The following is a 23,209-nucleotide window of genomic DNA, read 5'->3' on the forward strand; positions in this document are numbered from 1 at the left end:
TAAAGTGGTAAAATGTTAGGAAGATAAGTTACTAATAGTGCGTATTTGTATTTGATAGAAATGATATATTAATGGATAGCTTATGAAAAAACAACGAAACCTACATGTATTTTTAGGCCGGACGGCCCTATATTTTGTAATCTTGCTTGGCCTGCTTTATTTTTTTAGTTACCTTGGGCAGGGACAAGGTGGCTTTATTTATAATGAGTTCTAGTTTAAAGGAGAAAAGGAACAGTGTCTAATAAACCGATAAAAGATATGATTGAAACGATTGAGCACTTTGCTCAAACACAGCCAACATATCCTGTCTACAATGTTTTAGGTCAAGAGCATACTTATGGCAATCTGAAGGCTGATTCAGATAGTTTAGCTGCAGCTATCGATCGACTTGACTTGCCTGAGAAATCTCCAGTCGTCGTTTTTGGTGGTCAGGAATATGAGATGTTGGCTACCTTTGTAGCGCTGACTAAGTCGGGTCATGCCTACATTCCAATTGACAGCCATTCGGCCTTGGAACGAGTTTCTGCTATCGTAGAAGTTGCAGAGCCAAGTTTGATTATTGCCATCTCAGATTTTCCATTGGAGCAAGTCTCTACGCCAATGATGACTTTAGTTCAGGTTCAAGAAGCCTTTGCTCAAGGGGATAGCTATGAGATGACCCATCCAGTCAAGGGAGATGATAATTACTACATCATCTTTACTTCTGGTACGACTGGTAAGCCTAAGGGGGTGCAGATTTCCCATGACAATCTCCTCAGTTTTACCAACTGGATGATTACAGATAAGGAATTTGCGACGCCAAGTCGTCCACAAATGCTGGCTCAGCCTCCTTATTCTTTTGACCTGTCTGTCATGTACTGGGCGCCAACCTTGGCACTAGGTGGTACGCTTTTCGCTCTTCCTTCAGCCATTACTCAGGACTTCAAAAAACTCTTTGCGACGATTTTTTCATTGCCAATCGCTATCTGGACATCAACGCCTTCCTTTGCAGATATGGCCATGTTGTCAGAAGACTTCAATAGCGAGAAAATGCCAGGAATCACGCATTTCTACTTTGATGGTGAAGAATTGACGGTCAAAACAGCTCAAAAACTGCGCGAACGTTTCCCAAATGCTCGTATTATCAATGCCTACGGTCCAACAGAAGCGACAGTAGCCCTATCAGCTGTTGCCGTGACAGATGAGATGCTTGCAACTATGAAACGTCTACCAATCGGCTATACCAAGGCTGATTCTCCGACCTTTATCATTGATGAGGAAGGTAAGAAAGTTCCAACTGGTGAGCAAGGAGAAATCATCGTTTCTGGGCCAGCTGTTTCAAAAGGCTATATGAATAATCCTGAAAAAACGGCAGAAGCTTTCTTTGAATTCGAAGGTCTTCCAGCCTACCATACAGGGGATGTAGGAACCATGACAGATGAGGGCTTGCTTCTCTATGGTGGACGCATGGATTTCCAGATTAAGTTTAATGGTTATCGCATTGAACTTGAAGATGTCTCTCAAAACCTCAACAAGTCTCGCTATATCGAGTCGGCTGTTGCTGTCCCACGTTATAACAAGGACCACAAGGTACAAAATCTACTGGCCTATGTCATCCTAAGGGACGGTGTTCGTGAACAGTTTGAACGTGATATCGATATTACCAAGGCTATCAAAGAAGACCTAGCAGATATCATGATGTCTTATATGATGCCGTCTAAGTTTCTCTATCGAGATAGTTTGCCGCTAACGCCTAATGGTAAAATTGATATCAAGGGCTTGATCAATGAGGTAAACAGTAGATGATGGAGCTTTATAAACAGCTACCTCATTTGGAACCTTATGGTGATCTTCAGTACTTTTTATACGTAATTGCTGCGACTTTACCTATCTTTATTGGTCTTTTTTTCAAGAAACGTTTTGCCTTGTACGAGGTGCTTGTTAGTCTCTTCTTTATCGTCACCATGTTGGTCGGTGGAAAGACGAATCAAATAATCGCTTTGATCCTTTATGTTATCTGGCAAGTACTGCTTGTATCATTCTACAAAAGGTACAGGAAACAACGGGATAGTAAATGGATATTTTACCTGGTTAGTTTTCTATCCCTATTGCCTATCGTCTTTGTGAAAGTATCTCCTGCTATTCATGGACCTCAATCTTTGTTTGGATTTTTAGGGATTTCTTACTTGACCTTTCGTGCAGTTGGGATTATCGTTGAGTTAAGAGACGGTGTCATTAAGGATTTAACGATTTGGCAATTCTTACGTTTTCTTCTCTTTATGCCGACTTTCTCAAGTGGTCCCATTGATCGTTTTAAACGCTTCAATGAAAATTATGAGACCATTCCAGAGCGGGATGAGTTGATGGACATGCTAGAAGAGGCTGTCAAGTATATCATGCTTGGCTTCCTTTACAAGTTTATCTTGGCCCATGTTTTAGGAGAGACATTATTGCCTCCGCTGAAAAATTTGGCCTTGCAGACAGGTGGTTTCTTTAATCATTATGCTCTGGCGGTGATGTATACTTTTGGTCTAGACTTGTTCTTTGACTTTGCGGGCTACTCTATGTTTGCTTTAGCCATCTCCAATTTGATGGGGATTCATAGTCCCATCAACTTTAACAAGCCTTTTTTGTCAAGGGATTTAAAGGAGTTTTGGAATCGTTGGCACATGAGTCTGTCTTTCTGGTTCCGTGACTTTGTCTTTATGCGGATGGTCATGGTTCTGACCAGAAAGAAGGTCTTTAAAAATCGCAATGTGACCTCAAGTGTAGCCTATATTCTCAATATGCTGATTATGGGATTTTGGCATGGTGTGACCTGGTACTACATCGCCTATGGACTTTTTCATGGGATTGGGCTGGTCATCAATGATGCATGGGTTCGTAAGAAAAAAGCGCTCAATAAAGAACGGAAAAAAGCTGGAAAGGGTTCCTTACCTGAGAATCGCTGGATTCAGTTGCTTGGCATGGTTGTCACCTTCCATGTCGTGATGGTTTCATTCTTAATCTTTTCGGGATTTTTGAATGATTTATGGTTTAAAAAATAAAAGGATATAAAAAATGGATATCAAATCAGAAGTTATTGAAATTATTGATGAGTTATTTATGGAAGATGTTTCTGACATGATGGATGAAGATCTTTTTGATGCTGGTGTCTTGGATAGCATGGGAACGGTTGAATTGATCGTTGAGATTGAAAACCGTTTTGACATTCGTGTTCCAGTGACGGAGTTCGGTCGTGATGACTGGAATACGGCTAATAAAATCGTAGAAGGTATTACGGAGTTGAAGCATGCTTAAACGCTTGTGGCTGATCTTCGGGCCTATCTTCATTGCTGGCTTTTTGGTTCTTCTACTCATCTTTTTTTATCCAAGTACAACAAGCCATAATCTGACGGAGGAGAAATATTCGGCGGCTTCTGTTAGTGCAGAGAGTTTTAAAGAGAGAAGCCAAAAAGTAAGGGCTCTTACGGATCCAAATATGCGTTTTATTCCTTTTCTAGGGTCCAGTGAATGGATTCGATTTGATAGTGTCCATCCAGCTGTTTTAGCGGAAAAATACCATCGTCCCTATCGTCCTTACTTTCTAGGTCAAGCAGGAGCAGCCTCTCTAAATCAATATTTTGGTCTACAGCAAATTTTGCCAGAAATAGAGAATAAGCAGGCTGTATTTGTGATTTCGCCTCAGTGGTTTACGGAGACAGATTATGAACCCGCAGCGTTTCAGAGATTTTTTAACAGTGACCAATTGACAGCTTTTTTGGGGAATCAATCTGGTGACATTGCTGCAAAGCATGCGGCTATTCGATTGTTAAAGCAGAATCCTAATGTTGCATTAAAAGGCATTGTTCAAAAACTGTCAAAGGGTGAAGAATTATCAGATGTTGATCAGGTTGCTATTGATATTTTTGCGCGATTCAACGAAAAACAATCCGCTCTCTTTGGACAATTCTCCATTCGAGGACAACTCAAGTACAAGGAACACGTGGAGAACTATTTAAAAGATCTTCCGGATCAATTTTCTTATGATGAGTTAGAAAAAATTGTTCGTAAGGACGCAGAGGCAAATACGACCAATAACGATATGGGGATGGAAAATCATTTCTATACGAGAGAGATTCAAAAGGATTTAAAAAAATGGGAAGGATATCAAAAAAATTACAACTTCCTCAAGTCCTCTGAGTACAATGATTTGCAGCTGGTCCTCAATCAATTTGCTAAGTCGAATGTCAATGTGCTCTTTGTCATTCAACCGGTTAACAAGAAGTGGATGGAGTACACAGGGCTCAGCGAAGAGATGTACCAGCATGCAGTGGAGAAAATTCGTTACCAATTAGAAAGTCAGGGTTTTACCAATATTGCTGATTTTTCAAAAAATGGAGGGGATCCATATTTTGTTAAGGATACCATTCATCTAGGATGGTTGGGTTGGCTGGCTTTTGATAAGGTTGTCAATCCTTTCTTGACGGATCCGAAACCAGCTCCAGACTACAAGATAAATGACCGCTTCTTTAGCAAGGACTGGGCGACCTATGATGGGAAGATCAAAGATTTCCAATAAAATGAGCTAAAAGTTTGGGATTTGAACCCAAGCTTTTTTTGTTTAAATAGCGAATGTTTTAGGTGAAAATAAGTTAAAGGTTTCAAATTTTCTAGAAATATCGTATAATATAAAGGAAAAAAGAAAAGAAAAGGATTTCAAAATGAATAAATGTTCTTTGTTACCTGTCTTATCGACAGCTCTATTAGCCCCAGCCTTTTTAGCTGGACAAGTCTACGCTGAAGAAGCAACAACTCCTGCAGAAAGTTCAGCTGTTGTAGCGACTCCTGCTACGTCGGAGACTCTAGCCCCTGTTGAGAGTCCTGCGGTACCGGAAACTTCAGCAACTTCAGAAGCAGTTGCACCTGCAGAAGCTCCGTCAGCTCCTGCTGAATCTACTAAAAGCGAAGAAAAGGACAGCGTTATCTTACACACCAATGATGTCCATGGTCGTATTGTAGAGGAAAAGGGAGTAATTGGTGATGCCAAGTTAGCGACTGTCATTGAGCAGGAGCGTGCGAAATCAAATCAAAATACTCTGGTTGTTGATGCGGGAGACGCTTTCCAAGGTTTGCCGATTTCCAACTCTACGAAGGGTGAAGCGCGTGCTGAAATTCTTAATAAGATGCAGTATGATGCCATGGCAGTAGGAAATCATGAGTTTGATTTTGGTTTAGACGAAGCTAAAAAATACAAGGAAATCTTGAAATTCCCATTACTTAGCTCGAATACCTATGTCAATGGAGCCCGTCTTTTTGAAGCTTCCACAATCGTTGATAAAGATAAGACTGTGGAAGGTGATGAATTTGTTGTAATCGGTGTGACAACACCTGAAACTGCTACAAAAACCCACCCTAAAAACATTAAAGGAGTAACTTTTACAGATCCAATCTCTGAAGTCAATAAGGTCATCGAAGAAGTTCAAGCCAAGGCTCGTGCAGAAGGTAAGGACTACAAACACTATGTTGTGCTGGCTCACTTGGGTGTGGATACTACAACTCCAGTCGAATGGCGTGGTTCAACTTTGGCAGAAGCCTTGTCTAAAAATCCTCGTTTGAAAGGGAAACGCGTAACAGTAATTGACGGTCACTCTCATACAGTAGAATCAACGACTTATGGAAACAATGTTACCTATAACCAGACAGGAAGCTACCTTCATAATGTAGGGAAAATCACCTACAAATCACGTCAACTTTTGGGCAATCCAACTCTGATTGCGGCTGCTGATGCTAAAAAATTACCAGCCAATCCAACAGTTGAAAAACTAGTCAAAGACATTAAACAAAAATACGATGCTGAAAATGCTGTTGAAGTCGTTTCAAACAGCCCTGTAGAACTCAATGGAGATCGTGAAAATGTTCGGGTTCGTGAAACTAACCTCGGAAACGTCGTAGCAGACTCCCTCTATCAGTACGGTCAGACAGGATTTAGCCATCCGACAGACATCGCTGTGACAAATGGTGGTGGCTTGCGTGAAACCATTGCAAAAGGCAAACCAATCACTAAAGGAAATGTCATTGCGGTTCTTCCATTTGGAAATACCATCTCACAAATCCAAGTGACTGGGCAACAAGTATTGGATATGTTTGAAAAGTCACTCGGATCTATCTTGCAGGTCGATAAGGATGGCAAGAAGGTCTTGGATGAGAACGGCCAACCATTGTTAGAGCCAAGTGGTGGCTTCTTGCAAGTTTCAGGTGTGAAGGTCTACTATGATACCAACCTACCATCAGGTAAACGTGTTTTGGCTATCCAGGTTAAAAACCGTGCAACTGGTCGTTATGATCTCCTAGACCTCGCAAAAACCTACTATCTTGCAACCAATGATTTTCTAGCTGCGGGTGGCGATGGCTACACTATGTTGGGTGGCGCTCGTGAAGAAGGCCCATCTATGGATGCAGCCTTTGAAGAGTATCTGAAAACCGCTGATTTGACCCAGTATGAAAAGATTAATCCGAACTCACGGACGATTTCTGTGGATTCTAAAAACTTTAGTCTACCAGTAGAAACGCCTCAAACGAATGCGGCTGCTAACGATGCGACTACAAATGTGCCATTGACTTATGAGGTGGCAGGTCAATTTAGCAAGAAAGCAGTTGTCTCAGAAAAATCCCTCCCAAATACAGGAAGTGAACAATCCATCTTCTTGCTCTTGATGGGAATGGTAGCTGGTTTGGCAGGTATCTTATCAAGCCGAAAGCCAAAGCAAAAATAGGTTAAATTTTACATCTAGAAGAGTCAAGGGAAACGTTTTTACGCCTTTTTCCCTTGACTCTTTTTTGGTTTATGATATAATTAACCAGTAAAGAATCGGTGGCTATCTATATTTTTTACGAAAAAGATAGATAGGGAAGGAGTAACACATGAGACAGCTTGCACAGGAAATCGATAACTTTTTAAACGAGGTGATTTTGAGATCTGAGAACCAGCATGAAATTCTGATCGGGCATTGCACGAGTGACGTAGCCTTGACCAATACTCAGGAACACATCCTCATGCTCTTATCGGAAGAATCCCTAACCAACTCGGAGTTGGCCCGTCGCCTTAATGTCAGTCAGGCGGCAGTGACCAAGGCTATCAAGTCTTTGGTCAAAGAGGGCATGTTAGAGACATCTAGAGATCCAAAAGATGCGCGTGTGATTTTTTACCAACTGACAGAACTAGCTCGACCAGTGGCAGAGGAACACCACCATCATCATGAACACACGCTCTTAGCCTATGAACAAGTGGCAAGTCAGTTTACTCCAAATGAACAAGAAGTTATCCAGCGGTTTTTAACTGCTTTAGTAGGAGAAATCAAATAATGCGGTATATTACAGTAGAGGACTTGTCTTTCTATTATGACAAGGAACCTGTCCTCGAGCATATCAACTATAGTGTTGATAGTGGGGAGTTTGTCACCCTGACTGGTGAAAATGGGGCTGCCAAGACGACGCTTATCAAGGCGAGTCTGGGCATCTTGCAGCCGAGATTTGGCAAGGTAACCATCTCAAAGACAAACACTCATGGTAAAAAGCTTAGGATAGCTTATCTTCCTCAGCAGATTGCCAGTTTTAATGCTGGTTTTCCAAGTACAGTTTATGAATTTGTCAAGTCGGGTCGCTATCCGCGAAAGGGCTGGTTCCGTCGTTTGAATGCCCACGATGAGGAGCATATCAAGGCCAGTCTAGACTCGGTTGGTATGTGGGAACACCGTGATAAACGGATTGGTTCCCTCTCTGGGGGGCAAAAGCAACGAGCAGTTATTGCAAGGATGTTTGCTTCTGACCCAGATATTTTTGTCTTGGATGAGCCGACAACAGGGATGGATGCGGGAAGCAAAAATGAATTTTACGAACTCATGCACCATAGTGCCCACCATCATGGCAAGGCTGTTTTGATGATTACCCATGACCCTGAGGAGGTCAAGGACTACGCAGATCGCAATATCCATCTAGTGCGTAACCAAGATTCGCCATGGCGTTGTTTCAACGTTCACGAAAGCGACCAGGAGGTGGAACATGCTTAGTTTGTTATCCTATGACTTTATGCAGCGTGCCTTCTTGGCGGTCATTGCCATGAGTCTCTTTTCTCCAGTTCTTGGGACCTTCCTTATCTTACGTCGTCAGAGTCTCATGAGTGATACCCTCAGTCACGTCTCACTTTCAGGTGTAGCCTTTGGTCTGGTTTTGGGGATTTCTCCAACTATTTCAACCATTGCCATTGTTTTGATCGCTGCGGTCTTTCTAGAGTATCTCCGTACAGTCTATAAGAACTTTATGGAAATCGGAACTGCCATCCTCATGTCTACAGGGCTTGCAGTGTCTCTTATCGTGATGAGTAAGGGGAAAAGTTCGAGCTCCATGAGTTTGGACCAATATCTCTTTGGTTCGATTGTGACTATTAGCCAGGAGCAGGTGATTTTTCTCTTTGCCATTGCTGCGGTCGTTTTACTCTTGACTTTCTTATTCTTGCGACCAATGTATATCCTAACTTTTGATGAGGACACGGCCTTTGTGGATGGCTTGCCCGTTCGTACTATGTCCATCCTCTTTAACATGGTGACAGGGGTAGCTATTTCCCTTATGATTCCAGCAGCAGGAGCCCTTTTGGTGTCGACCATTATGGTCTTGCCAGCTAGTATTGCCCTTCGTCTGGGGAAAAACTTTAAATCCGTTATGTTACTAGCCAGCGCTATTGGCTTTTTGGGAATGGTGGCAGGTCTCTATATTTCCTACTATGCAGAAACACCTGCCAGCGCTAGTATCACCATTATCTTTGTAGCTGTCTTTTTGTTAGTCAGTCTATTGAAACGTTTTATCAAATAGGAGAATGAAATGAAAAAAATTAGCTTACTACTAGCTAGTCTATGTGCCCTGTTTTTAGTGGCTTGTTCCAATCAAAAACAGGCAGATGGGAAACTCAATATCGTGACAACCTTTTACCCAGTCTATGAATTTACCAAGCAAGTCGCAGGAGATACTGCTAATGTAGAACTTCTAATTGGTGCTGGTACAGAACCTCACGAATACGAACCGTCTGCCAAGGCAGTTGCCAAAATCCAAGACGCAGATACCTTTGTCTATGAAAATGAAAATATGGAAACTTGGGTTCCAAAATTGTTAGAATCCTTGGATAAGAAAAAAGTGAAAACTATCAAGGCGACAGGTGATATGCTCCTCTTGCCAGGTGGTGAGGAAGAAGAGGAAGGGCATGATCATGGCGGCGAGGGTCACCATCACGACTACGATCCTCATGTTTGGCTTTCACCAGCACGCGCCATTAAACTAGTAGAGCATATCCGTGACAGCTTGTCAGCAGATTATCCTGATAAAAAAGAGACTTTTGAGAAGAATGCGGCTGCCTATATCGAAAAATTGCAAGCATTGGATAAGGCCTACACAGATGGCTTGTCTCAAGCGAAGCAAAAGAGCTTTGTGACCCAGCACGCTGCCTTTAACTACCTTGCCTTGGACTACGGTCTCAAGCAAGTATCCATCTCAGGTCTCTCACCAGATGCAGAACCATCAGCAGCACGTTTGGCAGAATTGACCGAGTATATCAAGAAAAACAAGATTTCTTATATCTACTTTGAGGAAAATGCCTCACAAGCCCTCGCCAATACCCTCTCAAAAGAAACGGGCGTCAAACTAGATGTGCTCAATCCGCTAGAAAGTCTGACAGAAGAAGCAACCAAGGCTGGTGAGGACTATATCTCCGTGATGGAGAAAAACCTCAAGGCTTTGAAGCAGACAACAGACCAAGAAGGACCAGAAATTGAGCCAGAAAAGGAAGAAAACACCAAGACAGTTCACAATGGTTACTTTGAGGATGCAGATGTCAAAGATCGTACCTTAAGTGACTATATTGGCAACTGGCAGTCGGTCTATCCTTTCCTTGAGGATGGAACTTTTGATCAAGTCTTTGACTACAAGGCTAAGTTGACTGGCAAGATGACAAAGGATGAGTACAAGGACTACTATAGAAAAGGCTATCAGACAGATGTGACCAAGATCAACATTACGGATAATACTATGGAATTTGTTCAAGGTGGCCAAAGAAAGAAATTCACCTACAAGTATGTCGGCAAGAAAATCTTGACTTATAAGAAAGGCAATCGTGGTGTGCGCTTCCTCTTTGAAGCGACAGATGCCGATGCTGGACAATTCAAGTATGTTCAGTTTAGCGATCACAATATCGCCCCAGTCAAGGCAGAACATTTCCATATCTTCTTTGGGGGCACCAGCCAAGAAGCCCTCTTTGAAGAGATGGACAACTGGCCAACCTATTATCCAGATAACCTATCTGGCCAAGAAATCGCCCAAGAAATGTTGGCGCATTGATGCAAGAGAGAATCCCGCAAATCTGCGGGATTTTTTGCTAGAAATGATTAGATTGTTAGGTATTATAGTACCACAGCTGTGCTGCTCACAATGTGGTAAAGAAGTCATTTTCTACTGGCTGCTTCTAACTAGCTGACGAATGCAAAAGCTACGATTGTACAAATTATAGAATCTTTTCAGGGGATTTAGGAAGAAATCTTAGTCATATTGACGCTACTATCGCTTTTTGTTATAGTCAAGGAGAGAGCAGTCCGGAACAATAGTTTATTCACAATCTGTGGATAAGTCTGAGGAAGAATGATATCTAATCCATGGTGTTGAAGTATCCTGATAATAGTTCCGTACATTAGTAACTCGCTAGAGAACTAGTAGAAACCTAAGTATAAAGTTATTTGACAAAGGTCTGTTTAGGGGGAAGATTTCCAATTCTAAGAGCTGGAGTCTGAAAAGACTAGTTTTTAGGAATGTTTTCTTATCCACAAGTTGTGGATAACTTTGTGAACAAGAGAAAGAGATATGAGATGATGACGAACATAAAACCACATGGGCCATTACCAAGTCAGGCCCAGCTAGCTTATTTAGAGGATGAACTAGCTGCCTTTATCCATTTTGGCCCCAATACCTTTTATGACCAAGAATGGGGAAGTGGGCAAGAGGATCCTATGCGTTTTAACCCGACCAAGTTAGATGCGCGTGAATGGGTTCGGGTACTCAAAGAAACAGGTTTTAAAAAACTGATTTTGGTGGTGAAGCACCACGATGGTTTTGTCCTCTACCCGACAGCACATACAGATTATTCGGTCAAGGCTAGCCCTTGGAGGGATGGAAAGGGGGACTTGCTCCTTGAGGTTTCCCAAGCTGCGACTGAGTTTGACATGGACATGGGAGTGTATTTGTCTCCTTGGGATGCTCACAGTCCCCTCTATCACGTGGACCGAGAAGCGGACTACAATGCCTACTATCTGGCTCAATTGAAGGAAATCTTGTCAAATCCTGCCTATGGGAATGCCGGTAAGTTCGCTGAGGTGTGGATGGATGGTGCTCGAGGCGAAGGTGCTCAGAAGGTCAACTATAAGTTTGAGACCTGGTTTGAAACCATTCGTGACTTGCAGGGCGATTGTTTGATTTTCTCAACTGAAGGGACTAGTATCCGCTGGATTGGGAATGAACGAGGCTATGCAGGGGAACCCTTGTGGCAAAAAGTCAAGCCAGACCAGTTGGGGACTGAGGCGGAATTAGATTATCTACAGCACGGAGACCCCTTGGGGACGCTGTTTTCAATCGGCGAGGCAGATGTTTCTCTTCGGCCAGGCTGGTTTTACCATGAGGATCAGGATTCTAAGTCTCTCGAGGAGTTGATCGAGATTTATTTTCACTCGGTAGGGCGGGGTACACCTCTCTTACTCAATATTCCACCTAATAAAGATGGGCTCTTTGATGAGAAGGATATCCAGTGCCTCTATGAATTTGCTGCCTATCGTGACGAACTCTATAAAGAAGATTTGGCTCTGGGAGGCAAGGTATCTGGTCCAGCTCTATCAGAAGATTTTTCCTGTCATCATCTGACAGATGGACTAGAGACTAGTTCTTGGGCAAGTGATGCAGAACTGCCAATTCAGTTAGAGATTGATTTAGGAATTCCTAAAACTTTTGATGTGATCGAGCTGAGGGAAGATTTGAAACTAGGGCAACGCATCGCTGCTTTCCATGTTCAGGTAGAATTGGATGGTGCTTGGCAGGAGTTTGGATCAGGATTTACAGTGGGCTATAAACGCCTTTTGCGAGGATCCATGGTAGAGGCTCAGAAGGTGCGTGTCATCATCACAGAGGCACAGGATTTGCCAGTATTAACTAAGATTTCACTTTATAAAACACCTAGCTTGTCAAAAAAAGAAGCTGTTCAGCAACTAGAGTTCTCAGAAAAAAGTCTGGCTGTGACCAAGGGAGAAAATGTCTACTTTACAGTTAAGCGCAGAGAATCTAGCAGTCCTTTAGAAGCTAAGATTTCAATTCAACCAGGGACGGGTGTGCATGGTGTCGCCTATCGGGACGAGATTCAAGTCCTTGCGTTTCAAGTTGGTGAGATTGAAAAAAGGCTGACGCTACCAACCTTGTATTTTGCAGGAGATAAAACCTTGGACTTTTATCTGAATTTGACGGTAGATGGGCAGCTTGTTGACCAACTTAGAGTCCAAGTTTCATAAAAGAAGAACCTTTGCGCGATGCAAAGGTTCTTTTGGTTATGAGTGATTTGGTAGCCAGCTGAGAGTGAAGGTCAGTTGCTCAGCTTTTAAAAGGTCTTGGTGTTGGATGCTAGACACTGTAGTATTGTCCAATCGGCATTCTTTGACAAAGTTGAAATGGCTGTAGTTTTGCTCGGCATGGATATCCAGCCATTTATTTTCCTTAGCCAGGTAGATACGGAGGTGGTCAAAGAGAGGAACCCCGAGATCATAGCTGGGCTTACCCGGACAGGTCGGATAGAATCCAAGAGCTGACCAGATGTACCAAGCAGAGAGACTGCCATTATCCTCATCGCCAGGATAGGCTTCCCAGCTTGGGTGAAAGGCTTTCTGACGCAGCGTCTTGATGAGAAGAGCAGTGTAGTCAGTGTAGTCGCTGTAGCGGAAGAGATAAGGGATGTGGAAGCTAGGCTGGTTGGAAATGGCGACTTGTCCAAAAGGAGCAGTAGCCATCTCACTCATCTCATGAATCTCGTAACCATAGCCAGTCGTCTCAAAGAGTGGAGCATCCTGACAGGCTTTCAATAGATAATTGCTAAAGGCTTCTTTTCCGCCCATCAGTTGGATTAAGCCTGGGATGTCGTGGAGGATGCCTAAAGTCGCTTGAATGGCAGAGCATTCGGCGTAGTCGCGTCCCCAACTATAAGGAGAGAAGTCGGGGCGGAAGTTGTCTTGGCTATCTCGCGCAAGCATGTAGCCCGTCGCAGTGTCAAATAGATGGCGGTAATTTTGTGACGAAATTCTATAAGTTTCCGCGATGTCATTCTGACCTAGTTTTTCGGCACAGCTGGCGATACAAAAGTCACTATAGGCGTAGTCTAGGGTGTGGCTGACGCTTTCGTGGTGGTCAGTAGAGAGATAACCTAATTCTTGGTATTGAGCTAAACCGTGGCGACCGTTGATGCCAAGAGGGTCAGACTTGGTGGCTGTCTCCAGCATGGCTTGGAGGAGTTCTTCTTCCAAGTCGGGAGCCATATCCTTACAGGCGCTATCTGCGATAATGCCGTCCAATAGAGTACCAGGCATCATACCACGTTCATCTGGAGCTAGCCATTTAGGCAGGAATCCAGTATCACGGTAGCTATTGAGGAAACCTTCTAAAAAGCGGTGATAGTGTTCTGGTATAATAAGGGCAAAGAGAGGGAAGGTGGTGCGGAAGGTATCCCAGAAACCATTGTTGCTAAAGAGGACACCAGGCTTGACAGTACCAGTAGACAAATCCATGTGGATGGTCTGCCCTGACTCGTTCACCTCATAAAATGTCTGTGGGAAGAGGAAAAGTCTGTAGAGGCAGTGGTTAAAGAAGGTCCGGTCGGCTTCACCTGTCTCCACGATATCAAAACGGTGGAGGAGATTTTCCCAGTTCGCTTTCGCACTTGCTTTACAGCTATCAAAGTCCGTTTGAGGTAGATTAAGCAGCGCTTGAGAAGGAGAAATAAAGGAAGTCGCTAGTTGGATTTCAGCATGGCTATCTGCGAGGTCAATTCGCCAGTCTCCGCTTTCTTGGCTGACAGCAAGAATATCCGTGTTTATTTGTAGGGCGGTGAAGAGTATCAGTGGATTTTTATTGGTCTCTGTTTTGCCTTCTTGTCTGAGGGCCAGAGTCCGCTTATCTACCTGCTCCACTGTCAGTTCATCTGCTGCGTGAAGATAGAGGGCGAGGGCTTTGCCTTGCTTTTGCTCCAAACGAATAGAAGCGCCATAGCAAGTCGGTGTCAGTTGGCTTTCAATCTGATAGCGCAGGGATAAAATCTTCAGATAATGAGGTTGGAAAGAGGCCTTATCTAGGTCATAGGAAGACTGACGATGAAAGAGACTGTCTCCACCAATCTGGCCTGTGATAGGTGTTAGGAGTAGCCAAGAATAGTCGCCAATCCAAGGACTTGGTTGATGGGTCAATCGAATCCCCTGAAAGATGGGCAGATGTGGATCGAAAAACCAAGCTCCTTCCTGATCGCTGGTCTGGGGCACAAAATAATTCATCCCAAAAGGCACGCCTGTGTATGGCAGGGTATTTCCCCGAGAAAAGGCATGCTTGCTAGCAGTCCCAAAGCGGGTATCGATGGTTTCAAGTAGTGGTTTCATAAAAAAGCTTTCTGTGGGAGTTTTTGTTTAGTATAACATGAAATTGTCAATAAACGAATTTTAAAAAGTAAATGCCCCTATAAATTTCGGTTAATAATTTACAAATATTTATTCTTTTGTTAGAATGGAGGCAATAAAAAAAGAAAAGGGGATTTTTTATGAGTGATTCGGTAAATAATGTGAATAACGAAGAATCTGTAGAGAAGGTTGAAAACATGCCTGTAGAGGATGTGGAGTCAGTTGCTACTCAAGAACCAGAAACTGTGGGAGAAGCTGCTTCTGAGTAAGCAAAAGATGACCAATCTGAAGAAGTGGTGGAAGAGAAAGATTCTAAGCCAGAACAGAAAGAAGATGCAAAAGCTTCAGCTGAGGCTTCAGCTCAACAAGTAGTTGACAAAGCCAAAGGATTGTTTGCAGCGAAACGCAAAGAAATCATTGCAGCTCTTGTGGCAGTAGCCGTTATTATTGTGGCATTTGTGGGATACAATGTTATCCAGTCGCAACCAAAAAGCTTGATTGGCGACGTCAAAGTTGAGTTTTCAGGTTATGAAGAATCTGGAACGGTGACTTATAATAGTCAAGATATTGCTGAGAAAGTAGCAGAAATAGCATACCAAAAAGTAGGCTTTAATAAAGATCAGGCAGCTGGTTTGGCTAAAAAAGATCCTATTATTTACGCAGAGGTGTCAAGAGATGGCAAGTTGGCGTCTAAATTGATACAGGCAGAAGCGATGATTAGTAGTGTCCATTATGAATTTGACAAAACAAATGGTCTCAAAAATGGGGACGAAGTTACGTTCACTGTAACAACAAGCTCAAAAAACTCACCATTTAAAGCTGAAAAGAAAACCTTCAAAGTTGAAAATCTTAAAGAATATGAAAAGGTTTCAGCTTCTGACTTGTTGACAGAAACACCTGTAACATTCACTGGACTTAACGGTTCTGGCACTATTACAATCACTAAAAATTCTAAGGATGAAGCCTACTTTGATTTTGAAAATGGTAGACGTCCAAGAAACTTGAAAAATGGCGACAAAGTCACTTTGAAAGTGAAAGATGTAAGTATCGATTCTTTGAAAGCAGAAGGAAAAGTGGTAGACTCTAAAACTGTAGAAGTAACAGTTGAAGGTCTAAAAGATGCGAAAGATGTGAAGAATTTAATTGATGTATTGAAGAAAAATGATGCATACAGCAAGGAGCTAAATAAGAATAGTACTAACGAAACCTATACTTTAGAACCTCAGGGTAGTTATATTGGTATCACTACAGGAATAGGAAATACGTCAAGTGCTGACATTGATATAATTACGGTGTATAAAGTAACGCGTAAAGGTAGTTTATTTACAAATGTTAGTTACAAGTACTATGGTTTCGATGGTTACGAATTGAAAGATGACAATTTAGTCGCTAAGGAGGGTATAAGGCCAATCTATGGTGGAGGGAGAGAAGATTTTGAAGCGTTAAAAGAAGAACTTCAAAGAAAAGAGTATCATTTGATAGAGGTTAAAAAAGAAGAATAGAAAAGTGAATAGAAAAGTTGGGGGAGAGCCCCAACTTTTTTTCATAAGTTTGTTTCAAAACGCCTTTAGTTTGTGTATATCTTTTGGAGGCGTTTTTTTTTATACTGAACATGAAACTTGTTTGAAAGAGGAAACTGCACGATGATTTATTCGAAAGAAATTGTTAGAGAATGGCTAGACCAAGTAGCAGAGCGGGCCAAGGACCATCCGGAGTGGGTGGATGTCTTTGAGCGTTGCTACACCGACACCTTGGACAATACGGTTGAGATCCTAGAAGATGATTCAACCTTTGTACTCACAGGGGATATTCCTGCCATGTGGCTTCGGGATTCTACAGCCCAACTTAGACCCTACCTGCATGTGGCTAAAAAAGATTCTCTCTTGCGTCAGACCATTGCAGGTTTGGTTAAGCGTCAGATGATCTTGATTCTCAAGGATCCTTATGCCAATTCCTTTAACATTGAGGAGAACTGGAAGGGCCACCATGAGACTGACCACACAGACCTTAACGGCTGGATTTGGGAGCGTAAGTACGAGGTGGACTCGCTTTGCTATCCTTTGCAGTTGGCCTATCTCATTTGGCAAGATACTGGAGAGACCAGTCAGTTTGATGAGACTTTTGTCGCAGCGACCAAGGAAATTCTTCACCTCTGGACAGTGGAACAAGACCACAAGAACTCTCCTTATCGTTTTGTTCGGGATACAGACCGCAAGGAAGATACCTTGGTAAATGATGGATTTGGACCTGACTTTGCAGTGACAGGTATGACCTGGTCAGCTTTCCGCCCGAGTGATGACTGCTGCCAGTATAGCTATTTGATTCCGTCCAATATGTTTGCCGTAGTAGTCTTGGGTTATGTCCAAGAAATCTTTGCAGAATTAAACTTGGCTGATAGCGAGAGTATTATCGCAGACGCTAAGGGTCTCCAAGCGGAGATCCAAGAAGGAATCGAAAACTACGCCTACACCACCAATAGCAAGGGCGAAAAGATTTACGCCTTTGAAGTGGATGGTTTGGGAAATGCCAGCATCATGGATGATCCAAATGTACCAAGTTTGTTGGCTGCGCCTTATCTGGGCTACTGCGACATTGACGATGAGGTTTACCAAGCAACTCGTCGGACTATTCTGAACCCTGAAAATCCATATTTCTACCAAGGTGAATATGCTAGTGGTCTCGGAAGTTCCCATACCTTCTATCGCTATATCTGGCCGATTGCCCTTTCTATCCAGGGCTTGACAACAAGAGATAAGGCAGAGAAGAAATTCTTGCTCGATCAGCTCGTTGCCTGCGATGGTGGAACAGGTGTTATGCATGAAAGCTTCCACGTTGATGATCCAACGCTCTACTCTCGCGAATGGTTCTCTTGGGCCAACATGATGTTCTGTGAGTTGGTCTTGGATTATCTAGATATTAGCTAATCAGTTCTTTAGTTAGATAGAAATAAAAATTTAAATTTAGAATGAGGTTTTACTTCATGGAAAATGTTGTTGTACATATTATCTCACATAGTCACTGGGACCGTGAGTGGTACTTACCTTTTGAAAGCCACCGCATGCAGTTGGTGGAATTATTTGACAATCTTTTTGATCTTTTTGAAAATGATCCTGAGTTCAAGAGCTTCCACTTGGATGGACAAACCATTGTCCTTGATGACTACTTGGAAATTCGTCCTGAAAATCGTGACAAGGTGCAGCGTTATATCGACCAAGGCAAACTCAAAATTGGTCCTTTTTACATCTTGCAGGATGATTACTTGATTTCCAGTGAAGCCAATGTTCGCAATACCTTGATTGGTCAAGCAGAATGTGCAAAATGGGGCAAATCAACCCAGATTGGTTACTTCCCAGATACCTTTGGAAATATGGGACAAGCTCCTCAAATCCTTCAAAAATCAGGCATTCACGTGGCAGCCTTTGGGCGTGGTGTGAAGCCGATTGGATTTGACAACCAAGTTCTCGAAGATGAGCAGTTTACTTCTCAGTTTTCAGAAATGTACTGGCAGGGTGCGGACGGAAGTCGCGTTCTCGGTATCCTCTTTGCCAACTGGTATAGTAATGGGAATGAAATCCCAGTTGATAAGGATGAAGCCCTGGCCTTTTGGAAACAAAAACTGTCCGATGTGCGTGACTACGCCTCGACCAACCAATGGTTGATGATGAACGGCTGTGATCACCAGCCTGTACAGCGCAATCTGAGCGAAGCCATTCGTGTGGCCAATGAACTCTTCCCAGATGTAACCTTTGTACATAGTTCTTTTGATGACTATGTCCATGCAGTAGAAAGTGCTCTACCAGAGCAGTTATCAACGGTTACAGGTGAGTTGACAAGTCAGGAAACAGACGGCTGGTACACGCTTGCCAATACTTCTTCATCACGCATTTACCTCAAACAAGCTTTCCAAGAAAATGGCAACCTGCTGGAACAAGTAGTGGAACCATTGACTGTCATCACTGGCGGACATAACCATAAGGACCAGTTGACCTATGCTTGGAAAGTCCTTCTACAAAATGCTCCCCATGATAGTATCTGTGGCTGTAGTGTGGACGAGGTTCACCGTGAGATGGAGACACGTTTTGCCAAGGTCAACCAAGTTGGAAACTTTGTTAAGACCAATCTTCTCAACGAATGGAAGGGCAAAATCGCAACCCACGAAGCGCAAAGCGACCATCTCTTTACCGTCATTAACACAGGCTTGCATGACAAGGTTGATACGGTCAGCACAGTGATTGATGTGGCGGTTTGTGATTTCAAGGAATTGCACCCAACAGAAGGCTACAAGAAAATGGCAGCCTTGACCTTGCCAAACTACCGTGTCGAAGACTTGGAGGGCCATGCTGTAGAAGCGAAAATCGAAGATCTGGGAGCTAACTTTGAGTATGATTTGCCAAAAGACAAGTTCCGCCAAGCTCGTATTGCTCGCCAAGTGCGCGTGACAGTCCCTGTTCATCTAGCCCCTCTCTCTTGGACAACCTTCCAATTGCTGGAGGGAGAACAAGAACATCGTGACGGTATTTACCAAAACGGAGTGATTGATACACCATTTGTAACGGTCAGTGTGGATGAAAATATCACAGTTTACGACAAGACAACTCATGAAGCGTATGAAGATGTTCTTCGCTTTGAAGACCGTGGTGACATCGGAAATGAGTACATCTATTTCCAACCAAAAGGAACAGAGCCTATCTACGCAGAACTCAAAGGTTATGAGGTCTTGGAAAATACAGCTCGTTTTGCCAAGATCTTGCTCAAGTATGAATTGACAATTCCAGTAAGTGCAGATGAAAAACTGGATGCGGAACAAAGAGGCATTATCGAGTTTATGACGCGTGAAGCTGGACGCTCAGATGAATGGACAAGCATTCTTCTTGAAACAGAGATGACTGTCTTTGTTGACAATCCTCAAATCCGCTTCAAGACTCGCTTTACTAACACAGCCAAGGACCACCGTATCCGTCTCTTGGTTAAGACTCATAATACGCGTCCAAGCAATGATTCTGAAAGCATTTATGAGGTGGTGACACGACCAAACAAACCAGCAGCTTCATGGGAAAATCCTGAAAATCCACAACACCAACAAGCCTTTGTCAGCCTTTATGATGATGAAAAAGGAGTGACGGTGGCCAATAAAGGATTGCACGAGTATGAAATCCTTGGCGATGATACCATTGCAGTGACCATCCTTCGTGCTTCAGGTGAGCTAGGTGACTGGGGTTACTTCCCGACACCAGAGGCTCAGTGCTTGCGTGAGTTTGAAGTCGAGTTTGCTCTCGAATGCCACCAAGCAGGGGAACGCTTCTCCGCTTTCCGTCGTGCCAAAGCCTTCCAAACACCATTCACTGGTCTTCAAGTTGCTAAACAAGAAGGAAGTGTTGCTGCGACTGGTAGCCTCTTGAGTCATGCGGCACTCAGCTTGCCACAAGTTTGCCCAACAGCCTTTAAAGTGGCGGAAAATGAAGAAGGATATGTCCTCCGTTACTACAATATGAGTCAAGAAAATGTGCGTATATCAGAGCACCAACAAACCATTTTGGACTTACTTGAGCGACCTTATCCAGTTCATTCAGGACTATTGGCTCCACAAGAAATTCGCACGGAATTGATTAAAAAAGAAGAAATTTAATAGTTTTAAAGTGTTCTATAACTAATGCTATGAGATAGAAAGGAGGGGCGAAAGAGTAAGGATTAACTACTGATTCGTCCCTTTTTTGGTGAAAATATGACGATTGCAACCATTGATATCGGAGGGACTGGGATTAAGTTTGCCAGTCTGACTCCTGATGGAAAAATACTAGATAAGACAAGTACACCGACACCAGAAACCCTAGAAGATTTACTGACTTGGTTAGACAAATGCTTGGCAGAGAAAGATTATAAGGGCATTGCCATGAGCGTTCCAGGCGCGGTCAATCAAGAAACAGGTGTGATTGAGGGAATCAGTGCCGTACCTTACATTCATGGCTTTTCTTGGTATGAGACGCTGGCTCATCATCAGCTACCTGTCCATCTAGAAAATGATGCCAACTGTGTTGGACTTAGTGAACTGCTGGCTCACCCAGAGATTGAAAATGCAGCCTGTGTTGTGATTGGGACAGGGATCGGTGGTGCCATGATTATCAATGGCAAGCTTCACCGAGGTCGCCACGGCTTAGGTGGTGAGTTTGGTTATATGACAACCATTGAACCAGCTGAAAAGCTTAACAACTGGTCGCAACTAGCGTCAACTGGAAACATGGTTCGATACGTGATTGAAAAATCTGGTCAGACTGACTGGGATGGTCGCAAGATTTACCAAGAAGCTGCAGCAGGCAATGCCCTTTGCCAAGAAGCCATTGAGCGTATGAACCGTAATCTGGCTCAAGGCTTGCTCAATATCCAGTATCTGATTGATCCAGATGTCATTAGTCTGGGAGGCTCCATCAGTCAAAACCCAGACTTTATCCAAGGTATCAAGAAGGCTGTCAATAACTTTGTCGAGACCTACGAAGAATACACGGTCGCACCAGTTATCCAGGCCTGCACCTATCATGCAGATGCCAATCTCTACGGTGCCCTTGTTAACTGGTTACAGGAGGAAAACCAATGGTAAGATTTACAGGGCTTAGTCCCAAACAAACTCAGGCAATCGACTTGCTGACAAAGCATATCTCTTTACCAGATGTGGAAGTTGCAGTCGCTCAGTCTGACCAAGCCTCTATCTCTATCAAAGGTGAGGGTGGACGCTATCACCTGACTTATGACAAACCTCACCAACTTTACCGCGCCTTGTCCTTGTTGGCAACGGCTCTAGCAGAAGCTGACAAAGTAGAGATTGAAGAGAAGGCGGCTTATGAAGATTTAGCCTACATGGCTGACTGTTCGCGAAATGCAGTTTTGAATGTCGCCTCTGCCAAGCAGATGATTGAGGTCTTGGCTCTCATGGGCTACTCAACCTTTGAGCTTTATATGGAAGACACCTACCAGATTGAAGGCCAGCCATACTTTGGTTATTTTCGTGGAGCTTATTCGGCTGAGGAGTTGCAGGAAATAGAAGCTTACGCCCAGCAGTTTAACATGACCTTTGTGCCTTGCATCCAGACCTTGGCCCACTTGTCGGCCTTTGTCAAATGGGGTGTTAAAGAAGTGCAGGAACTTCGTGACGTGGAGGATATTCTCCTTATCGGCGAAGAAAAGGTTTATGATTTGATTGATGGCATGTTTGCTACTCTGTCTAAACTGCAGACACGCAAGGTCAATATCGGGATGGACGAAGCCCACTTGGTTGGTTTGGGACGCTACCTGATCTTGAACGGTGTTGTGGACCGTAGTCTCCTCATGTGTCAACATTTGGAGCGCGTGCTGGATATTGCCGATAAGTATGGTTTCCACTGCCAAATGTGGAGTGATATGTTCTTCAAACTCATGTCAGCAGATGGCCAGTACGACCGCGATGTGGAAATTCCTGAGGAAACTCGTGTCTACCTAGACCGTCTAAAAGACCGTGTAACCTTGGTTTATTGGGATTATTACCAGGATAGCGAAGAAAAGTACAATCGTAATTTCCGCAATCACCACAAGATTAGCCAAGATATCGCCTTTGCAGGGGGAGCTTGGAAGTGGATCGGTTTCACACCCAACAACCATTTCAGCCGTCTCATCGCTATCGAGGCCAATAAAGCCTGTCGTGCCAATGACATCAAAGAAGTCATCGTGACGGGTTGGGGGGATAACGGTGGGGAAACAGCCCAGTTCTCTATCCTACCAAGCTTGCAAATCTGGGCAGAACTCAGCTACCGCAATGACTTAGACCGTTTATCTACTCATTTCCAGACAAATACAGGTCTATCAGTTGAGGATTTCATGCAGATTGACCTAGCTAATCTCTTGCCAGACCTGCCAGGCAATATCAGTGGTATCAATCCCAACCGCTATGTATTTTATCAGGATGTTCTCTGCCCTATTCTTGATAGACACATGACACCTGAACAGGACAAACCGCACTTCGCTCAAGCTGCTGAGACGCTTGCTGAGATTAAAGAAAAAGCTGGTGCCTACTCTTATCTATTTGAAACTCAGGCCCAGTTGAACCAGATTTTAAGTAGTAAAGTGGATGTGGGACGACGCATTCGTCAGGCCTACCAAGCGGGTGATAAAGAAAATCTGAAAGAAATCGCAAGACAAGAATTACCAAAACTTAGAAGCCAAATCGAACACTTCCATGCCCTCTTTAGCCACCAATGGCTGAAAGAAAACAAGGTCTTTGGCTTGGATACGGTCGATATCCGTATGGGCGGACTCTTGCAACGCATCAAACGCGCAGAAAGCCGCATCGAGGCTTATCTGGCAGGACAGATTGACCGCATCGACGAGTTAGAAGTGGAAATCTTACCATTTACTGACTTCTACGCAGACAAGGACTTCGCAGCCACAACAGCTAACCAGTGGCACACCATTGCGACAGCTTCAACGATTTATACGACTTAGGCATTCATCACAAACAGTTAAGCATCTCCTTTTAAATACATGGAGATGTTTTTTGA

The 23,209-nt window shown here is 43.4% G+C and carries 18 protein-coding genes; 17 read left to right on the top strand and 1 reads right to left on the bottom strand.

The annotated features are described in order from the left end of the window. Positions 1-82 precede the first annotated feature (82 nt). The 11 genes from D8847_RS03095 (at position 83) to D8847_RS03145 (ending at position 12,545) form a co-directional block, all read left to right on the top strand. Positions 83-214: a teichoic acid D-Ala incorporation-associated protein DltX gene (locus D8847_RS03095; RefSeq protein ID WP_007518064.1), complete on the top strand. Its 132-nt coding sequence runs from the start codon at positions 83-85 to the stop codon at positions 212-214. A gap of 20 nt (positions 215-234) precedes the next feature. Further along, positions 235-1,785, top strand: a complete 1,551-nt coding sequence (dltA, locus tag D8847_RS03100; protein WP_125840570.1) for a D-alanine--poly(phosphoribitol) ligase subunit DltA — start codon at positions 235-237, stop codon at positions 1,783-1,785. Beyond that, the gene (dltB, locus tag D8847_RS03105) at positions 1,782-3,026 is read left to right on the top strand and encodes a D-alanyl-lipoteichoic acid biosynthesis protein DltB (protein WP_125840571.1); all 1,245 of its coding nucleotides are present in this window, start codon (positions 1,782-1,784) and stop codon (positions 3,024-3,026) included. Before dltA ends, dltB begins: the two co-directional genes overlap by 4 nt. 13 nt (positions 3,027-3,039) lie before the next feature. Further along, complete coding sequence (gene dltC / locus D8847_RS03110; RefSeq protein ID WP_000351971.1) at positions 3,040-3,279, top strand: D-alanine--poly(phosphoribitol) ligase subunit DltC; 240 nt, start codon at positions 3,040-3,042, stop codon at positions 3,277-3,279. Then, positions 3,272-4,540 carry a D-alanyl-lipoteichoic acid biosynthesis protein DltD gene (dltD, locus tag D8847_RS03115; protein WP_125840572.1) on the top strand — a complete coding sequence of 423 codons (1,269 nt, stop codon included), beginning with the start codon at positions 3,272-3,274 and terminating at the stop codon, positions 4,538-4,540. The genes dltC and dltD overlap by 8 nt, the downstream gene beginning before the upstream one ends. A gap of 142 nt (positions 4,541-4,682) precedes the next feature. Beyond that, entirely contained in the window at positions 4,683-6,734 is a 2,052-nt protein-coding gene (gene nt5e, locus D8847_RS03120; protein ID WP_125840573.1) for a cell surface ecto-5'-nucleotidase Nt5e, read from the top strand. A 148-nt stretch (positions 6,735-6,882) separates the two neighbouring features. Continuing rightward, the gene (gene adcR, locus D8847_RS03125) at positions 6,883-7,323 is read left to right on the top strand and encodes a zinc-dependent transcriptional regulator AdcR (RefSeq protein WP_001249328.1); all 441 of its coding nucleotides are present in this window, start codon (positions 6,883-6,885) and stop codon (positions 7,321-7,323) included. Beyond that, positions 7,323-8,027 carry a metal ABC transporter ATP-binding protein gene (locus D8847_RS03130; RefSeq protein WP_001269483.1) on the top strand — a complete coding sequence of 235 codons (705 nt, stop codon included), beginning with the start codon at positions 7,323-7,325 and terminating at the stop codon, positions 8,025-8,027. Before adcR ends, D8847_RS03130 begins: the two co-directional genes overlap by 1 nt. After that, entirely contained in the window at positions 8,020-8,826 is an 807-nt protein-coding gene (locus tag D8847_RS03135) for a metal ABC transporter permease (RefSeq protein ID WP_125840574.1), read from the top strand. The genes D8847_RS03130 and D8847_RS03135 overlap by 8 nt, the downstream gene beginning before the upstream one ends. 9 nt (positions 8,827-8,835) lie before the next feature. Beyond that, entirely contained in the window at positions 8,836-10,341 is a 1,506-nt protein-coding gene (locus D8847_RS03140) for a zinc ABC transporter substrate-binding protein AdcA (protein WP_125840575.1), read from the top strand. A gap of 524 nt (positions 10,342-10,865) precedes the next feature. Beyond that, positions 10,866-12,545, top strand: coding sequence for an alpha-L-fucosidase (locus D8847_RS03145; RefSeq protein ID WP_185757912.1), 1,680 nt, complete (start codon positions 10,866-10,868; stop codon positions 12,543-12,545). A 36-nt stretch (positions 12,546-12,581) separates the two neighbouring features. Here the strand turns inward: D8847_RS03145 and D8847_RS03150 are convergent, their stop codons facing one another. After that, the gene (locus D8847_RS03150; RefSeq protein ID WP_125840577.1) at positions 12,582-14,669 is read right to left on the bottom strand and encodes a GH92 family glycosyl hydrolase; all 2,088 of its coding nucleotides are present in this window, start codon (positions 14,667-14,669) and stop codon (positions 12,582-12,584) included. Positions 14,670-14,827: 158 nt separating this feature from the next. On the opposite strand from D8847_RS03150, the gene D8847_RS10755 reads away from it, so the two are divergent. The 6 genes from D8847_RS10755 (at position 14,828) to D8847_RS03175 (ending at position 23,153) form a co-directional block, all read left to right on the top strand. After that, on the top strand, positions 14,828-14,956 hold the full coding sequence (locus D8847_RS10755) for a hypothetical protein (protein ID WP_260467757.1): 129 nt from the start codon (positions 14,828-14,830) through the stop codon (positions 14,954-14,956). 27 nt (positions 14,957-14,983) lie between these two features. Beyond that, positions 14,984-16,189: a hypothetical protein gene (locus D8847_RS03155; protein ID WP_260467758.1), complete on the top strand. Its 1,206-nt coding sequence runs from the start codon at positions 14,984-14,986 to the stop codon at positions 16,187-16,189. A gap of 141 nt (positions 16,190-16,330) precedes the next feature. Next, positions 16,331-17,611 carry a glycoside hydrolase family 125 protein gene (locus tag D8847_RS03160; protein WP_125840578.1) on the top strand — a complete coding sequence of 427 codons (1,281 nt, stop codon included), beginning with the start codon at positions 16,331-16,333 and terminating at the stop codon, positions 17,609-17,611. A 56-nt stretch (positions 17,612-17,667) separates the two neighbouring features. Continuing rightward, the gene (locus D8847_RS03165; protein ID WP_125840579.1) at positions 17,668-20,313 is read left to right on the top strand and encodes an alpha-mannosidase; all 2,646 of its coding nucleotides are present in this window, start codon (positions 17,668-17,670) and stop codon (positions 20,311-20,313) included. A 96-nt stretch (positions 20,314-20,409) separates the two neighbouring features. After that, positions 20,410-21,279 carry an ROK family protein gene (locus D8847_RS03170; protein WP_125840580.1) on the top strand — a complete coding sequence of 290 codons (870 nt, stop codon included), beginning with the start codon at positions 20,410-20,412 and terminating at the stop codon, positions 21,277-21,279. Then, entirely contained in the window at positions 21,273-23,153 is a 1,881-nt protein-coding gene (locus D8847_RS03175; protein ID WP_125840581.1) for a beta-N-acetylhexosaminidase, read from the top strand. Before D8847_RS03170 ends, D8847_RS03175 begins: the two co-directional genes overlap by 7 nt. Positions 23,154-23,209: the final 56 nt, after the last annotated feature.

The organism is Streptococcus mitis (assembly GCF_003942795.1).
GTDB classification, from domain to species: domain Bacteria; phylum Bacillota; class Bacilli; order Lactobacillales; family Streptococcaceae; genus Streptococcus; species Streptococcus mitis_BJ.

What these genes read in the sequence shown, in the direction of transcription:
- D8847_RS03175 (WP_125840581.1), top strand. Translation starts at nt 21,273, where the DNA reads ATGGTAAGATTTACAGGGCTTAGTCCCAAACAAACTCAGGCAATCGAC.
- D8847_RS03145 (WP_185757912.1), top strand. Translation starts at nt 10,866, where the DNA reads ATGACGAACATAAAACCACATGGGCCATTACCAAGTCAGGCCCAGCTA.
- nt5e (WP_125840573.1), top strand. Translation starts at nt 4,683, where the DNA reads ATGAATAAATGTTCTTTGTTACCTGTCTTATCGACAGCTCTATTAGCC.
- D8847_RS03130 (WP_001269483.1), top strand. Translation starts at nt 7,323, where the DNA reads ATGCGGTATATTACAGTAGAGGACTTGTCTTTCTATTATGACAAGGAA.
- D8847_RS03140 (WP_125840575.1), top strand. Translation starts at nt 8,836, where the DNA reads ATGAAAAAAATTAGCTTACTACTAGCTAGTCTATGTGCCCTGTTTTTA.
- D8847_RS03150 (WP_125840577.1), bottom strand. Translation starts at nt 14,669, where the DNA reads ATGAAACCACTACTTGAAACCATCGATACCCGCTTTGGGACTGCTAGC.
- adcR (WP_001249328.1), top strand. Translation starts at nt 6,883, where the DNA reads ATGAGACAGCTTGCACAGGAAATCGATAACTTTTTAAACGAGGTGATT.
- D8847_RS03135 (WP_125840574.1), top strand. Translation starts at nt 8,020, where the DNA reads ATGCTTAGTTTGTTATCCTATGACTTTATGCAGCGTGCCTTCTTGGCG.
- D8847_RS03165 (WP_125840579.1), top strand. Translation starts at nt 17,668, where the DNA reads ATGGAAAATGTTGTTGTACATATTATCTCACATAGTCACTGGGACCGT.
- D8847_RS10755 (WP_260467757.1), top strand. Translation starts at nt 14,828, where the DNA reads ATGAGTGATTCGGTAAATAATGTGAATAACGAAGAATCTGTAGAGAAG.
- D8847_RS03160 (WP_125840578.1), top strand. Translation starts at nt 16,331, where the DNA reads ATGATTTATTCGAAAGAAATTGTTAGAGAATGGCTAGACCAAGTAGCA.
- dltD (WP_125840572.1), top strand. Translation starts at nt 3,272, where the DNA reads ATGCTTAAACGCTTGTGGCTGATCTTCGGGCCTATCTTCATTGCTGGC.
- D8847_RS03170 (WP_125840580.1), top strand. Translation starts at nt 20,410, where the DNA reads ATGACGATTGCAACCATTGATATCGGAGGGACTGGGATTAAGTTTGCC.
- dltB (WP_125840571.1), top strand. Translation starts at nt 1,782, where the DNA reads ATGATGGAGCTTTATAAACAGCTACCTCATTTGGAACCTTATGGTGAT.
- D8847_RS03095 (WP_007518064.1), top strand. Translation starts at nt 83, where the DNA reads ATGAAAAAACAACGAAACCTACATGTATTTTTAGGCCGGACGGCCCTA.
- dltC (WP_000351971.1), top strand. Translation starts at nt 3,040, where the DNA reads ATGGATATCAAATCAGAAGTTATTGAAATTATTGATGAGTTATTTATG.